This window comes from Bradyrhizobium sp. USDA 4451 (assembly GCF_054822585.1).
In genome coordinates, this window is the sequence record NZ_JBTRCH010000001.1 from 4,589,801 (window position 1) to 4,605,483 (window position 15,683).

At 65.8% G+C, this 15,683-nt stretch carries 12 protein-coding genes; 9 read left to right on the plus strand and 3 right to left on the minus strand.

Annotated elements, in window-relative coordinates; translation table 11 throughout:
- The first annotated feature begins 3 nt into the window (after positions 1 to 3).
- The 5 genes from ACVMB0_RS21115 to ACVMB0_RS21135 are packed head-to-tail and all read left to right on the plus strand — an operon-like array spanning position 4 to position 5,077.
- A complete protein-coding gene (locus ACVMB0_RS21115) occupies positions 4 to 1,119 on the plus strand; it encodes a glycosyltransferase family 4 protein (protein WP_461347541.1) in 1,116 nt (371 codons plus the stop codon).
- Entirely contained in the window at positions 1,116 to 2,408 is a 1,293-nt protein-coding gene (locus ACVMB0_RS21120; RefSeq protein ID WP_461347542.1) for an O-antigen ligase family protein, read from the plus strand. The genes ACVMB0_RS21115 and ACVMB0_RS21120 overlap by 4 nt, the downstream gene beginning before the upstream one ends.
- Positions 2,405 to 3,724, plus strand: a complete 1,320-nt coding sequence (locus tag ACVMB0_RS21125) for an MATE family efflux transporter (RefSeq protein WP_461347543.1) — start codon at positions 2,405 to 2,407, stop codon at positions 3,722 to 3,724. The genes ACVMB0_RS21120 and ACVMB0_RS21125 overlap by 4 nt, the downstream gene beginning before the upstream one ends.
- Positions 3,721 to 4,347, plus strand: coding sequence for a class I SAM-dependent methyltransferase (locus ACVMB0_RS21130; protein WP_461347544.1), 627 nt, complete (start codon positions 3,721 to 3,723; stop codon positions 4,345 to 4,347). Before ACVMB0_RS21125 ends, ACVMB0_RS21130 begins: the two co-directional genes overlap by 4 nt.
- 58 nt (positions 4,348 to 4,405) lie before the next feature.
- Positions 4,406 to 5,077 carry a class I SAM-dependent methyltransferase gene (locus tag ACVMB0_RS21135; RefSeq protein ID WP_461347545.1) on the plus strand — a complete coding sequence of 224 codons (672 nt, stop codon included), beginning with the start codon at positions 4,406 to 4,408 and terminating at the stop codon, positions 5,075 to 5,077.
- A gap of 21 nt (positions 5,078 to 5,098) precedes the next feature.
- On the opposite strand, the gene ACVMB0_RS21140 is transcribed toward ACVMB0_RS21135, so the two are convergent.
- The 3 genes from ACVMB0_RS21140 to ACVMB0_RS21150 all read right to left on the minus strand — a co-directional run bounded on the left by ACVMB0_RS21140 (position 5,099) and on the right by ACVMB0_RS21150 (position 8,515).
- Positions 5,099 to 5,815, minus strand: a complete 717-nt coding sequence (locus ACVMB0_RS21140) for a class I SAM-dependent methyltransferase (protein ID WP_461347546.1) — start codon at positions 5,813 to 5,815, stop codon at positions 5,099 to 5,101.
- An 8-nt stretch (positions 5,816 to 5,823) separates the two neighbouring features.
- A complete protein-coding gene (locus tag ACVMB0_RS21145; RefSeq protein WP_461347547.1) occupies positions 5,824 to 7,134 on the minus strand; it encodes a nucleotide sugar dehydrogenase in 1,311 nt (436 codons plus the stop codon).
- A 73-nt stretch (positions 7,135 to 7,207) separates the two neighbouring features.
- Positions 7,208 to 8,515: a glycosyltransferase family 4 protein gene (locus ACVMB0_RS21150; protein ID WP_461347548.1), complete on the minus strand. Its 1,308-nt coding sequence runs from the start codon at positions 8,513 to 8,515 to the stop codon at positions 7,208 to 7,210.
- Between the two features lie 117 nt (positions 8,516 to 8,632).
- On the opposite strand from ACVMB0_RS21150, the gene ACVMB0_RS21155 reads away from it, so the two are divergent.
- The 4 genes from ACVMB0_RS21155 to ACVMB0_RS21170 all read left to right on the plus strand — a co-directional run bounded on the left by ACVMB0_RS21155 (position 8,633) and on the right by ACVMB0_RS21170 (position 15,378).
- On the plus strand, positions 8,633 to 9,871 hold the full coding sequence (locus tag ACVMB0_RS21155) for a glycosyl hydrolase (RefSeq protein WP_461347549.1): 1,239 nt from the start codon (positions 8,633 to 8,635) through the stop codon (positions 9,869 to 9,871).
- 109 nt (positions 9,872 to 9,980) lie between these two features.
- A complete protein-coding gene (locus ACVMB0_RS21160) occupies positions 9,981 to 12,167 on the plus strand; it encodes a bi-domain-containing oxidoreductase (RefSeq protein WP_461347550.1) in 2,187 nt (728 codons plus the stop codon).
- Entirely contained in the window at positions 12,164 to 14,170 is a 2,007-nt protein-coding gene (locus ACVMB0_RS21165; protein ID WP_456755750.1) for an alginate lyase family protein, read from the plus strand. The genes ACVMB0_RS21160 and ACVMB0_RS21165 overlap by 4 nt, the downstream gene beginning before the upstream one ends.
- Positions 14,167 to 15,378 (plus strand): glycosyltransferase, encoded by a 1,212-nt coding sequence (locus tag ACVMB0_RS21170; RefSeq protein WP_461347551.1) that lies wholly within the window; start codon positions 14,167 to 14,169, stop codon positions 15,376 to 15,378. Before ACVMB0_RS21165 ends, ACVMB0_RS21170 begins: the two co-directional genes overlap by 4 nt.
- Positions 15,379 to 15,683: the final 305 nt, after the last annotated feature.

Below are 15,683 nucleotides of genomic sequence, written 5' to 3' on the forward strand. Positions count from 1 at the left end.
GCCATGGCGCCGCGCGTGGTCGTCTTCAACAACATGATCACACCCTACACCAACCGGCTCTACAACGAGCTGGTTGACCGAGGGCTCGATCTCGCCGTGCTGTCCTGCACCGCGCAGGAGGCCGATCGGTTCTGGGCCGGCTCGTTTACGCCGCGCTATACCACACGCACGGTGCCCGGCGTCTCGATCCCGCTGTCGCGGTCGCGTCACACCCATGTCAATATCGGGATCGGCCGCGCCTTGAACGCGCTTGCGCCCGACGTGCTGTTCGTCAACGGACTCTATCCCTCGATGCTGGCCGGCGCGGCATGGGCGCGCGGCAACGGCAAGGCGCTCGCGCTGACGATAGACGGCTGGCGCGAGACCATGCCCAACACCGCCTATCACCGGCTGGCGCGGCCATGGCTGCTGCGCCAATGCGACGCGGTGGTCTGCTGCAGCGACAAGGGCAGGGCCTATTTCCGCGAACAGGGCGTGGTCGACGACGATCTGTTCGTGGTGCCGCTGGTGCCGGCATGGGATCCGCCGGCGACGGTGCCCGCCTTCCACGATCGTCCCTATCATCTGCTCTGGTGCGCCCGCATCAACGACGACGCCAAGAATGCGATCTTCTTCGAGAACGTCGCGATCGCGCTCGGCAAGGTGCTGCACGGACTCAGTATCCGCGTAGTCGGGTCCGGCGCCGCCGAGGCGCGGATGCTGGCGCGGCTCGGCGATGCCGGCATCGATGTCCGCCACGATGGCTATGTGCCGTGGCAAGCGATCTCGGAAGTCTATCTGCAATCCCGCCTGCTGCTGCTGCCCTCGCTGCTGGAGCCGTGGGGCCTCGTCTGCAACGAGGCGATGCAGTGCGGCGTGCCCTGCCTGGTGTCGCCGCATGTCGGGGCAGGCGGCGAGTTGGTGCGCGATGGCGACAACGGCCATGTTTGCGCTCTCGACGAACAGATGTGGGTCGATGCGGCGCGCGGCCTGCTCGAACATCCCGCACGCTGGGAAACGATGTCGCAGCGAGCCCGGCAAAGCGTGCGACGCGATGCGCTTGCCGACGCCGCGGCCCGCTTCAGCGCTGCGGTCGATCATCTCTCGCGGGCGCCGGCCCGGCAGGAGGCCGTGCCATGATCGGCCGATGGTGGTGGCGGACCGATGTGTTCCTGCACGCCTATCTGGTGATGGTGCTCGGCTGTATCTATTTCCTGTTCAATTTCATCGAGGGCATCTCGTTCGCGGAACGGGCCGGCGAATCCACGCTGTTCCGCGGCGCGTGGCTGCTGCTCTACATTCTCCTGATGCTGCATATTGCAGTCGACCGGAAGCGCTTCGGCCTGCTGATGCTGCAATCGCACCTTTATCTGACGTTTATGGCCTTCGCGCTGGTGTCGCTCATGCTGAGCGCCGATCCCGCCGGCTCGTCGGTCAAGTTCGCGATGTATCTGTTGACCACGATGTTCTCGGCCTGGGTCGTGATCAGCTGTCCGGTCGACCGTCTGGTCGACACCTTGTTCCGGATCGGGATCGTGGTCCTGATCGTTCACGTCGTGCTGTTTCCGGTGATCGGCTCGCAATGGGATTACGACCCGCTGCATCGGCCGACGGTGCTCGGCACCCAGGCCTATGCCGGGGTGTTCGGCCACAAGAACCTCGCGGGCGCCTTCTTCGGCCTGATGGCGCTGATCTGCTTCGTGCGCATGCTGGCGGGGCCGCGCAAGCAATTCGGCTGGTCGCTGTTGCTGATGGGCTGCCATCTGTTTGCGCTCGCGGCGGCAGGCGCCGCAGGACCTTTGATCAGCATGCTGACGGCGCTTGCCGTCACGTTCGGGCTGCTGCTGGTGGCGCTCGGGCACAGGGGCGCCGCGGCGATCTACTGGCTTGGCCTCGCCTTCGTGGCGCTTGTCGTGTTCGCGGTGCCGAGCGACGAGTTGTATGGGCTGGTCGGCCGCAGCGGAAATCTGACCGGCCGCTCGTTCCTCTGGTCGGTGTGGCCGCATTTCTTCTGGCAACACCCCTGGCTCGGCTACGGCTTCTCCGGATTCTTCAACGAGCTGCCGAACTCGCCCGCGACCGAACTGACCAACATGGCGCCGTGGAATACCGAGTTCGGCTCGTTCGAAAATTCCTATCTCGACGCCTTCCTGCAGTTCGGTCTGCTCGGCGGCGTGTTCTACATCCTGCTGCTGGGGCGCGCGTTGTGGAACACCATCGTCTTCACTTTCGAGCGGCGAGGAATGTACTGGCTGGCGCCGTTCGCGATGCTGCTGTTCGTCGTGGTCGCCTCCGCCAACGATTCGAGCCAGCTGCTGCACAATTATTTCGGCTGCGTGCTGGTGTTCTGGTGCTATTTCGGGCCGGAGGCCAGGCTGCAAACGGTGCCGCGGCGGGCGTTCACCAGATTGCGTGTGAGTGAGGCGTGAGTGCGTTGACCGACAGGTTGGATCGCGCGGCGGGCCAGTCCCGGGTCGCCGCCGCCGTGAGCGGATCGGTCCGCCGGCTGCGGCGGGCCGGCGGCAATGTCGCGCTCGGCCTGGTCGATCAGGCACTGCTCAGCGGCGCCGCCTTCGTGCTGACGATCGTGCTCGCCAACGTGCTCGACATCAATTCGTTCGGCCGGTTCAGCGTCGCCTGGTCGTTCTCGATCCTGATCGAGGCCGTGTTCCTGCGCGGCCTGTTCGACGACGGCCTGCCGGCGACCGCGCATCGCATCCCGAAATCGTTGTGGCCGCAGCTCCGGCTCGGCCTCTATCTGTCGTCGCTGCTCGTCTCGGGTTCGCTCGGCTTGCTGCTGGTGATTGCAGGCCTGGTGATCGCCGCGATCGGCAGCGAAGCGGGTGGGCTCGTGGTTGCAACCGGGCTCGCGATCCCGGCGGTTCGTCTGCAAAGTATGTTCCGCCGCATCGGCTATCTCGATAGCCGGCTGCCGCGCGCGGTGGCGTCATCGCTGACCTATTGCGGGGCGCTGGTCGCCTCGGCCGGGCTGATGATCGCCCTGAAGCTCACCGGCGCCGCCGCAGCGATGGCGTGCATCGCGATCTCGGCGACGGTCGCCGCGAGCCTGCTGCTGGCCCACACCAACGAGCTGGCCTGGCCGCAGGCAAGAATCTTCCGCGGGTCGCTGCGGCGGCTGTTCCGGAACGGCCGCTGGTTCGTCGCGACCTCGCTCACCTACTGGATCGGCAGCATCGGGCTGATCCCGGTGTGCGGCGTCCTGATCGGGCTCGACGCCAGTGCATCGCTGCGCATCCTGCTGCTGGTGTTCGCACCGCTCAGCCAGTTCTGTGCGACGATGTTCTCGGTCCGCCTGCCGGAGATCGCATCCGAGCTGCGCGCCGGCCGGCGCCGCGCCGTTGCCGCGGCCGCGCGTGAAAATGCCTTGCTGCTCGGATCGATCGCCGCGGCCTATGGCACGGCGATCGTGCTGCTCGGCCAGCGCATTCTCGCGCTCGTCATCCATGGGCAGACCTATCAGATCGGCACCGGAAGCCTCGCCTTGATGGGCGCTGCGATGGCGCTCGATGCGGTGTGGCTCGGCCTCGCATTGCCGCTGTTTGCGACCGGCAAGCCGCAGCGGTTCATGTTGAGCCGGATCGCAGGCCTCGTCGCGTTGTGCTGCGTGCTGCCGTTCGCGGCCACGGCGTGGGGGGTAACGGGTGCGGTTGCGGCGATGGTGGCCTCCAGCGCGGCGTCGGTGATTACGGTCGTGCTGACCAATTCGGCGCGGGAGCGGATATGACGAACGACGCATCGGGCCGCGCGCTCTCGAAGTTGCATATCGGCGCCTTCAATTGCGGCATCGAGGGCTGGATCAATACCGACATCACGATGCATCTGTGGATCGCGCGCCTGCCGTTCGCGGCGAAAGCGCTGCATCTCGCCGGCCTGCTGAGCGATGCCCGCTATGCCGAGCACCGCCAGGGCAAGTTCGCAGGGCTCCGCCACATGGACCTGACCAAGCCGCTGCCGTTCGCGGATGGCAGCCTCACGGCGGTGTTCAGCGCGCACGTGTTCGAGCATCTGTTTCCCGACGAGGTCGAGCGGCTGGCGCGCGAGATCGTGCGGGTGCTGGCGCCCGGCGGGGTATGCCGCATCGTCGTCCCCGACATGGAACGGATCGTCGCGCTGTACGATCCGGCGGCGCCGCAGGCTTTCCTCAAGGGCGTGTTCGAGATCGAACGCCGAAAGGAGGTGGCCTTCGCGCATCACTGGGGTTTTACCCGCGCGTCGCTCGCGACGCTGTTCCGTGGCGCCGGGTGCTCGGAGACCCACATAAGGGCCTATCGCGAGGGCATTTGTCCCGATATCGACCGGCTCGACAACCGGCCGGACGAATCGATCTTCTTCGAGGCCATCAAGTGAGCGGGAAAGATCGCATGCGTCGTGCTGGATCGGTGCGACCGAAAGCAGGAGGCTGATCGTGCTGGGCGTCATTCAGGCCCGATTTTCCAGTGCGGCACGCCAGCGGCGCGGCGAGTTCCTCGTCCACACCGTGAACCTGCCGCTCGATGCAAAGATCCTCGATCTCGGCGGCGGCACCGGCCGGCACATTCGCGCGATCCTGCCGCGCCATACCGACATCACGGTTTGCGACATCTCGGCCGACGATCTGAAGGCTGCGCGCGAGCGCTTCGGCTTCAAGACTGTGCTGCTGCAGGAGACCGAGCGCCTGCCGTTCGACGACCAGGCGTTCGACTTCTGCTTCTGTTCGTCGGTGATCGAGCACGTCACCGGGCCGAAGCAGGACGTGGTGAGGATCGCAAGCGACGCGGATTTTCTGAATGTCGCGCGCGAGCACCAGAACCGCTTCGCCCGCGAGATCTCGCGGGTCGCAAAATCCTTCTACGTGCAGACGCCGTACCGGTACTTTCCGATCGAGAGCCATACCTGGCTGCCCGGCATCATCGTGCTGCTGCCGCGGCGGATGCAGATCGCGCTGATCGATATCTTCAATCGCTTCTGGTTCAAGCGGACCGCGCCCGACTGGCACCTGTTCGATTGGCGCGAGATGACGGAAACCTTTCCGGACGCGAAAATCTATCGCGAACGCTATCTCGGCATGACCAAATCGCTGATGGCGATCAAGACGTGAGACGGGCGTCCGCCTGCCGCATCAATCGTCGCGGCGGGCCAGGATGTTGATCAGCGTGCCGATCGTCGGCCGGCGATCGAGCGCCGGCGGCAGCGGGGAGCCGGCAAAGCTCGAGCCGAGCATCGTGAGGCCATGCTGTCGCAGCAGGCCCTGCATCGCGGCCGGCGAGGTGTCGAATTTGGAGAAGGCAAGGTAGCGGAACAGTGGCCGCGCCATCACGCGTGATGATGCCGCGTGCGCGAGCTTGTAGCCCCGGCGCAGCAGCGATCCGCGGTTCGGGATCGAGACCAGCAGCACGCCGCCGGGCCTGAGCACGCGATGGATCTGGCGGAGGCACTGCGCCACGTCCGGGACATATTCCAGCACGCTCGCGCACAGCACGCCATCGAACGATCGATCGGCGAAGGGCAGGTTTGCGATGGTCGGGATCTGCCGGAAGGTCAGCCGTTCGGCCGGTAGGTCGGCGAGGCGGCGGCGCGCCGCCGCGATCATCTCGGGCGAGGCGTCGACGCCGGTGACGTCGCAGCCCCGTGCGGCGAGCAGGCGCGACAGCGTTCCGGTGCCGCAACCCGCATCCAGCCAGCGCTGGCCGTTGAGCTCCGCATTCCCGAGCAGGCCAAACATCGCGGTAGTGCGCGCCCTGAAGGTGCGGCTCTGATGCAGTGCCTCCCATCCCGACGAGATCTCGTCGTGGAAGCGGATTTCGGGTCGGTCGCGGGTCTCGGCCATGGTCGCCATGGTCATCCCTACCAATGGAAGCCGCTCACTCTGGCGCTGACTTCGTCGGGCAGTCCGATATCAGCCAGTTCGAGCACGGTCTGGTCGGGACGGCTTGCCGTCAGTGCCGCGACGAAGCGCGGATCGGCCGTCGTCAGCACGATGATATCGGCCCATTCGATCGTCGCCGCCACGTCGTCATGCAGCAGGCCGACCAGGTCCGGGTTGCGCATCAGGAAGTCGCGGTTGGCGCCGATCAGTTGTGATAGCTGCACATTGGGGTCGTAGATCCGGATTTCGCGCCGTTCGCCGCGCAGACTCTTCACCAGTTCGACGAACGGGCTGTCGCGCACGTCGTCGGTGCCGGCCTTGAAGCTGATGCCGAGGAAGGCGATGCGGCGCCCCTCGTGCGACAGGATCCAGTCGGCTCCGCGCGACATGATCATGTCGTTGCTCGGCAGAATGCTTTCGAGCACCGGCGTCGACAGCCCGCGGCTGTGCGCCAGATGCTTCAGCGCCTTGACGTCCTTGGGCAGGCACGAGCCGCCGAACGCAAAACCCGGCCGCAAGTATGCCGGCGAGATGTTGAGCCGCGTGTCCTGCATGAAGATGTTCATGACGTCGCGGCCGTCGATGCCGAGTGTCTTCGCGATGGTGCCGATCTCGTTGGCGAAGCTGACCTTCAGCGCATGCCAGCTATTGTCGACATATTTGGCAAGTTCCGCGGTCTCGACCGGCGGCGTGATCTTGGCGCCCGGCAGGTCCTTGTAGAGCGCCATGACGCGGTCGGCGGTTTCCTGGTTGAAGGCGCCGACCACGGTCTTCGACGGCGCATTGAAGTCCGCGATCGCTGAGCCTTCGCGCAGGAACTCGGGATTGAAGGCGAGGTCGAAATCGCGTCCGATCCTGTTGCCGGAGGCTTCCTCGATCAGCGGCCCGACGGTGCCGCGGGTGGTGCCCGGCAATACAGTGGAGCGGATCGTCACGGTATGCGGCGCGTTCTTGGCGCGCAACCCGCGGCCGATCTCGATTGCGACCTGCCGGATCGCGGTGAGGTCAAGATTGCCGTTGCCGGAGGAGGGCGTGCCGACGCAGACCATCGAGATGTCGCTGTTGACGATCGCCTCGGTGGCATCGGTGGTCGCGGTCAACTGGCCGGCTGAGACCGCGCGCGCCACCTTGTCGGAAATGCCTGGCTCGATGACAGGCGATCGGCCGTCGCGGATCAGGTCGACCTTCGCCACGCTCTTGTCGACGCCGATGATCTGGTGGCCGAGCTCGGTGAAACAGGCGGCACACACCGTTCCGACATAACCCAGGCCGAATATGCTGACATTCATGCTTCGACCTTCAACAGCTTGGAAACGCGCGCGTGGCCGCGGCGCGCTTGGCGTGGGTGAGGCGGCAGCGCGTTCAACGCGAGGCCCGCCCGGCGGCCGCATTGGCGTTGATGCCGGAGGCTTGTGAGGTCGGCCGTTCCGCGGTTGCGCTCGTGCGTGGCGTACGGCTCTCCGAGGCCTTCTCGGCGAACAGCGCCTCATAGGCCGCGAGCAGCTTCGGCTCCTCATGGGTCCACGACAATGCGCGCTCGACGCGGCTGCGGCCGAACGCGCCCATCGTCTGACGCAGCGACGGATCGTCGATCAACGTGATGATCTTGCTGGCAAAATCCTGCGGGTCGTTCTTCGCTGCATAGAGCGAGGCATCGAGCGCGGAGCGGCGGCCCTCGCGGACGTCGAACTGCACGATCGGCCGCCCGAGCGCCATGTACTCCATGATCTTGTTCATGGTGGAGATGTCGTTCATCGGCGTGACGCGGTCCGGATTGACGCAGACATCGGCGGTCGAGAGCATCGTGAACAGCGCATCGTCGGCGATGGCGCCGGTGAAGTTCACATAATCGGAGAGCTGCATCTCCTCGCAGAGCTGGACCACTGCGTTCCATTCCGGCCCGGTGCCGCCGATGTTGAATTGGATGTCGGTGCGTCCGAGATCGTGCACGATATGGCCGATCGACTGCAGCAGCAAATCGATGCCTTCCGACTGGCCGATCACGCCGACATAGCCGACGCTGTAGCGCCGGCCACGGCGCCACGCCGGATCGTCCGGGCGCAAGCGCACCCGCTCGAGGTTGGGGCCGGAGCGCACCACGAAAACCCGGTTGGCCGGCATGCCGCCGCGCGTGACCGCGATCTCGCGATAGGATTCGTTGGTCGCGATCGAGATGCTTGCCGTCTTGAAGGTGAGATATTCGACCAGCCGCAACAGATGCCAGAAAAAGTCCCGTCGGCCGAATTTCGCCTCATAGAGCTCGGGATTGACGTCGTGATGATCGAACACGAAGCGCCTGCCGCCGAGCTTGAACAACAGGCCGATCAGGAAGATCAGGTCAGGCGGATTGCAGCCCTGGATCACGTCGAAGCCGTGCTTCCACGCCACCTTGATCGCAAGCCAGGTTTCCCAGAACAGTGCGACCGGATACTCGATGAGATAGGCGGCGATGCCGCGTGCTTCCAGCGGCATCGGATGGCGGTAGATGTGAATGCCCTCGAGACATTCGTAGGCTTCGTCGTGACCGCGGCCCATCGGGCAGATCACCGAAACCTGATAGCCCGCCTTCCGCAGCGACGTTGCCTCGCACCACACCCTGCGATCGAAAGGAACCGGAAGGTTCTCGACGACGATCAGGATCCGCCGCGGTGATGGTTCAGCTCTCGACATCTGCGATGATCTATACCATTGACCTAACAACATCACAATCCGACTAACATCGGCATTAACATGCGCGACTTGCATTTAGCAATCCCGGCGCGGATGTGACGGCGACGAGACGAGGACATGGCAGGCAAAGTGAGGGAATGGGGTCAAAGGGCGTTGATTGCCCTGGTTTTGAGCGCGCTCGCGCCGCTGGCCTACAAATGGCCGTTGCTGTGGGCCGGCTCGACCTCAAACGATGCGCTCGTCGCGAGCCGTCTGAACGCGGTGGTCCCGTCGACGCTGTTCGGCATGACGGTCAACGCGATCGGGCAATCGCAACCCTGGCCTGAACTGAAATTCGACGGCGTTCGGCTGTGGGGCGCGATCTACTGGGCGCAGATCAATCCGGCGCCCGGGATCTATAACTGGGCGCGCTTCGACGCCATCCTTGCGGCGGCGGAGCGCGAGCACGTCGATATCGTGCTCAATCTCGCCTTCACGCCGCGCTGGGCCGCGTCGGTGAAGGACGCGCCGCCAGCGTTCACACCCGGCGCAAGCTCGCCACCTGCCGATCTGGCGACATGGGATCAATGGGTGCGCGCCGCCGTCACACGTGCCGCCGGACGCATCAAATACTGGGAAATCTGGAACGAGCCGGAAGATCCCAAATATTACTCGGGCGATATCGCCACCATGGTCCAGATGCAGAAGCGGGCCTACGAGATCATCAAGAGCGCCGATCCCGATCTGATGGTGCTGACGCCGCCGTCCAACGGCACACCCGACGGATATCGCTGGCAAAAGGCCTTCATGGCGCAAGGCGGCGGGCAATATGCCGATGTGTTCGCCTTCCACGGCTATAGCGGCGAACCCGAAGCGGTGATTGGCATCATTGCGCGCTTCAAGCAGATTCTCGCCGCGCACGATCTCTCGGCAAGGCCGATCTGGGACACCGAGGCGGGCTGGTCGTCCTATGAGGACAATCCGGACGGGTGCCTGGCGCGGGCCTACATCCTGAAATGGATCAGCGGCGTCGACCGGTTCTATTGGTACGAGTTTGCCGGCGGCGGCAGCGACTTTGGAAAATTATGGGATCCGGCACGCGGGCTGCTTCCGAGCGGAATTGCCTACCGCACGGTCCAGTCGTGGTTGGTCGGCGCCAGCGTCGTGGCCGCAGGCAGGACGTCGCCGTCGACGTGGCGGGTCGAGCTTCGCATGCCGGATGGCCGCAACGGCCTGATCCTCTGGAGCACCAAGGGCCGGTCGCTCACCCGGGTCGATCCGCATTTCAGCCGTTATCAGGGTCTCGACGGCGGCGAAGGAGCTGTCGCCAATGGCGAGGTCGAGATCTCGCCGAAACCGGTGCTGTTGCTGGAATGATAACGATGTTAAACCCCGGCCGCGGAATAACTATATCGATGTTCTTGGCTTCATTGCCGGCGGCGGGCGCGATACAAGGGCGCTGTTAACGTGAGGCGATTGACCGACTGTGAAGCAGATCGCGCAGAACTATAAGAGCGGCGAGCTCAAGCTGATCGATGTGCCGGCGCCGCGCTGCCGCCCCGGCGGGGTTTTGGTGCGCACGGCATTCTCGGCGGTGTCCACCGGCACCGAGATGATGAAGTTCACCGAAGGCCGCCTGTCGCTGCTCGGCAAGGCGCGCGCGCGGCCCGATCAGGTCGTGAAGGTGGCGCGCTCGGTCCGCCAGCAGGGCCTGCTTGCGACCTATCAGAAGGTGATGAACCGGCTCGATTCCTACACGCCGCTCGGCTACTCACTGTCGGGCACCGTCGTCGAAGTGGGCGAGGGCGTCGGCGGCTTCTCGGTCGGACAGCGGGTCTGCTGCGGCGGCAATCAATATGCGACCCACGCCGAATACAATTGGGTGCCGGTGAACCTCTGCGTGCCGCTGCCGGACAGCGCCGCGCTCGACCAGGCCGCCTTCACCACCATCGCCTCGATCGCGCTGCAGGCGATGCGCCAGTCGGAGATCCGTTTCGGCGAGACCGCCTGCGTGATCGGCCTTGGCCTGATCGGGCAGATCATGGTGCGCCTGCTGCGCGGCGCCGGAGTCGTGGTCGCGGGGCTCGACAGGCTGGAGGCGCGCTGTCGGCAGGCCGAGTCTGCGGGGGCTGCGGCCTGCGCCGTCGCAGCCGACGATGCCGCGGTCTCCTTTCGCGCCCGGATCGATCAGCTGACCGCAGGCAACGGCGTCGATTGCGTGTTCATCACCGCAGGCAGCGACGATCCCGAGCTGGCATCGCGTTCGGCGGCGTTGCTGCGCGACCGCGGCCGCATCGTCGATATCGGCAAATGCACGCTGAACCTGCCGTGGAACGAATTCTACGACAAGGAGCTCGACGTTCGCTTTTCGCGCTCCTACGGCCCCGGCCGCTACGATCCGCTCTACGAGGAGGGCGGCATCGATTATCCGATCGGTCATGTGCGCTGGACCGAGAAGCGCAACATGGAGGCGATCGTAGCCCTGCTCGCCGACGGACGGCTCGATTTTTCCTCGCTGATTTCCGAAACAGTGCCGCTGGAGCAGGCAACATCGGCATTTGAGCGCATGAGCCGGGGCGAAGTCGGCCTCGGCATGGTGTTCGCCTATCCGGACGCCGCTCCCCGCACGATGCAGATGACCTATCGTCCGGCGCTTGCCCTGCGCAGCGGCCGGGTGCGGCTCGGCGTCATTGGCGCGGGCAATTATGCCTCCAGCATGCTGCTGCCGCAGCTCGCGAACAACGCACGCGTCGATCTGGTCGAGGTCGCCACCAATACCGGCTTGAGCGGCGCGACCGCGGTGCGCAAGTTCGGCTTCGCGCGCGCCTCGACCGATGCCGCCTCCGTGCTCGGCGCCGACGACATCGACGCGGTGCTGATCGCGACGCGCCACGCCTCCCATGCCGGCCTTGCGGTGCAAGCGTTGCGTGCCGGGAAGGCGGTGTTCGTCGAAAAGCCGCTGGCGATCGATGCCGGTTCGCTCGGCCAATTGGAGCAGGTGATCCGCGAGACCGGCAACAACAGGCTGATGGTCGGCTTCAACCGCCGCTTCTCGCCGCTGCTGCAAGCGATGCGCGCGGCATTCGCTCCGGCAGGTCCGCAGACCCTGCAGTATCGGGTCATCGCCGGCCCGTTGGAGAAATCATCCTGGTATTTGCAGGCCGAGAGCGAGGGCAGCCGCTTTGTCGGCGAAGGCGGCCATTTCATCGACGTGTTGTCGTGGTGGCTCGGCACTGAGCCGGTGCGCGTCTCCGCGCGCGCCGCGGGCAGGGATGTCGACAATCTCGTCGCCACCTTCGACTTTGCCGACGGCTCGGTTGCGAGCCTCAGCTATCTCACCGGCGGCGATCCACGGGTGCCGAAGGAGGCGCTCGAAATATCGGCAAGCACCGGCTTTGCCGCCTTCGATAATTTCGCAGGCTTCGAGGTCTGGCACGCCGGACAGCGGACGACGAAAAAAGCGCGGCTGGACAAGGGCCAGCGGCCGATGCTGGATGCCTTCATCGCGGCTGTCGCAGCGGGGAGCGCGATGCCGATCGGGCTGGATTCCCTGCTTGCGACCACCCGCGCAACGCTTGCGGTGCAGGAGAGCGCGGCCGCCGGCATGCCGGTCGATCTGACGCGTGACGTCGCAGAGCAGGGCGCCGCGCGCGCCGCGACCGGCGCGAGATGAATCCGGCCTGGTATCTGCGCAGGCTGCGGCGCATGGAGCCGTCCGAGCTTGCGGGACGGGTGAACGACCAAATGCTGCGCCAGCTTTGGCGGATCGCTCCGCCCGATCTCGCGCGGCGCACCGGCATCAGGCTCGCGCCGGGCACGCGGCAGCCGCGGCTGAAGCCGCTGCCTTCGCCGGACCGCGCGCCGCAGCCAGCCGCCGAGCGGCTGATCGCGTCCGCCAACCGGGTTCTCACCGGACACTGGCGGATCTTTGCCAGGGATCATGATGCCCTCGGCGAACGGCCCGACTGGTTCGTCGATGTCCGCAGCGGCAAGCGGGCGCCCGCTGGTGCGTACGCGTTTGCGGTTCCGTATCGCGACGAAGCCGCGATCGGAAACATCAAATACATCTGGGAGCCGTCGCGTCACCACCATCTCACGGTGCTCGCGTCCGCATACTACCTGACCTCGGATCAACGCTACGCCAGCCGCGTGGCCGAGCACCTGTCGAGCTGGTGGCGCGAGAATCCATTTCCCTGCGGTCCGCACTGGATCAGCGGCATCGAGCTCGGCGTGCGGCTGATCTCCTGGGCCTGGGTGCGCCAGCTGTTGCAGGGCTGGCCCGGTGCGCCTGCGCTATTCGAGGACAACGATCAGTTCCTGACGCAGCTTTATGCCCATCAATACTGGCTGTCGCAGTTTCCAAGCCGGGGCTCGTCCGCCAACAACCACATCATCGCGGAGGCTGCCGGACAGTTCGTGGCGGCCTGTGTGTTTCCCTGTTTCCGCGACAGTGCGCGCTGGCGTGCGCAATCCTCAGCGACGCTGGCGCATGAGGCGGTTGCGCAAACCCTTGGCTGCGGCAGCAACGCCGAGCTCGCCACCGATTATCACGGCTTTGTCCTCGAACTTTTGCTCGCCGCGGCGGTGCAGGGCGAAGCGTCGGGACATCCGCTTGACGACGCGGTCTGGGCCAATATGTGCCGGATGAGCGACGTCATTGCCGCGATGCTGGACGATCGCGCGCATCCGCCGCGTCAGGGCGATGGCGACGACGGCATTGGCCTGCTGCTCGACGATCACGCCGGCAATCGCTGGCTCGGCTTGCTCGCCACCGGCGCGCGCCTGTTCGGCGATCTGCCGTGGTGGCCGCCATTGCCGGAGTCCGATTTGCGCAGCTTTGTGCTGACCGACGGCATCGCGGGGCGCGCGATCGCGGGACGGCCGCAGCGCCGTCCGCATCTGCTGGCTGAGGCAGGACAAGCCTTTCTCGTCGATGCCGAGCGCGCGGTCTGGTGCCGCTGCGACCACGGTCCGCACGGCTTCGGCCGGATCGCCGCGCATGCCCATGCCGATGCGCTGTCGCTTGAATGCAGGATCGCCGGCGTCGATGTCCTCGCCGACCCCGGCACCTATTGCTATCACGGCGATCCGCGCTGGCGCGCCTATTTCCGCTCCACGCTGGGCCACAACACGCTCTGCCTGTTGGCGCGCGACCAATCGGTGTCGGGCGGGCCGTTCCTCTGGACCCGGCATGCGCAGAGCCGGCTGATCGCGACCAGTGGCCTGGATAATCGTGATGCAGACGCGAGCTGGGTCGCGGAGCACACGGGATATCGCGACGAAGCGGGTCTCGTGCATCGCCGCTCGGTGCATCTGCAGCGTCAGGCGGCGCGGCTCGTCGTCACCGATATTGTGCTTGGGGATGAAGGATTTGGCGACGAAAGACGTGCGGTGCCGGCGAGCCTCAGTTGGCATCTCGGTCCCGAGGTTGAATGCAGGCTCGAGGGGCGCACGGCGCAGCTCGCATGGCCGGGCGGACGCGGCGAGCTCGATCTGCCCGCCGGGCTCAGCTGGACGTCATATCGTGGTGACGAGGCCGTGCCCGCCGGCTGGTACTCGCCGTCGTTCGATCTGAAAGTGCCGGCGACCACGCTGATCGGCTCCGGTGCGCTTGCCGCCGGCCAAAGCCTGGTGACGGAGCTGCGCTGGTCGCGAGACTTGGCGCCCCGATCATGAAGATCCTGGTCGCTCACAACAGATTTCAGGGGCGCGGCGGCGAGGACGTTGTGTTCGAGGCCGAAGTCGGCCTGCTGCGCGGCGCGGGACACAGTGTGGAAACCCTCACGGTCAGCAACGAGACGATCAATTCGCTTGCGGCGCGGATCGCGACCACGCTGTCGATCGCCGACAATGCGGACGGCAGCAGGGTCATGGCGGATGCGATCGACCGCTTCCGCCCCGAAGTCGTGCACGTCCACAATTTCTTTCCGCTGCTGTCGCCCGCGGTGTTCGATCTCTGCCGGCAAAGGGGCGTGCCCGCGGTGGTGACGCTGCACAATTATCGCACCATCTGCACCGGCGGCATGTTGCTGCGGGATGGCCGCATCTGCCACAAATGCCTGGACCGCGGCCATCTCTGGGGCGTTGCGCATCGCTGCTACCGCGGATCGCTCGCCGGCTCGATGGCCTCGGCCTACATGATCGCGCAGCACCAGCGCCGCGGCACCTGGACGCGTCCCGGGCTGCGCCTGATCGCGCTAACGCAATTTGCCAAGACCCTGTTCGCGCAGGCCGGCTTCGACGCGGACCGGATCGACGTGAAGCCGAATTTCATGGCTGATCCCGGCGCGCCCGATCCGGCCGCGCCGCGTGCCGGATTGCTCTATGTCGGACGGCTGAGCCGCGAGAAGGGCGTCGGGGTGCTGCTCGATGCCGTTGCCGGGACCGACGTGCGGCTGCGGATCGTGGGCGCGGGCCCGGAGCGCGCCGCGCTCGCGGCGCGGGCGTCCGGCGATGTGACGTTCCTTGGTGCGCTTTCGCGCGCGGAGGTGCTGCGGGAAATGGCGAAAGCGCAGGCCTTGGTCGTGCCGTCGCTCTGGTACGAGGGCTTTCCGATGGTCGTGGTCGAGGCGTTTGCGCGCGGCACGCCGGTGATTGCCTCCGAGATCGGCGGACTTGCCGAGGTGGTGAGTGCCGGCAGGACCGGCGCGCTGGTGCCGCCGGGCGATGCGGCTGCGCTCCGACGCGCGATCGCCGACACCCTCGGCGCCGCGGACCTTGCTGCGGACTGGGGGCGGGCCGCACGGGCCGCCTACCTCGAACTCTACGCGCCGGCTGAGAACCTTCGACAGCTTGAGGCGGTCTACGCGCGCGCGACCGGAGGACGATCGCGGCCGGTGGCCGTCTTGCCCGATCGGAGGCCATCGGCCGGGCCGCGCTGCTAACAACTCGCGGCAAATCTGTGTTAATTTGTTATGTGCGGCATCCGACATGGCTCCGCACCGACCCTGGTCGGTGAGGGAATCGCCTCGAATCTGCGGCCGATTACGCGATTTCCGCCCGACCCGGAGCGGCAATCCGCAACCAGGAAGCGCAATAATGCCGGTCAGTTTGCTGGCCGGTTGTGAAGTTTGACGCTTTTTTGGAAAAGCTCTCACGCGGCGCAGAAATATTTTTTCAGATCAAAAAATCGCGTCGAAAGCAGCGCAACGACTGCAAAATTCCGCGCTCCGATGCGGTCGGCGGACCC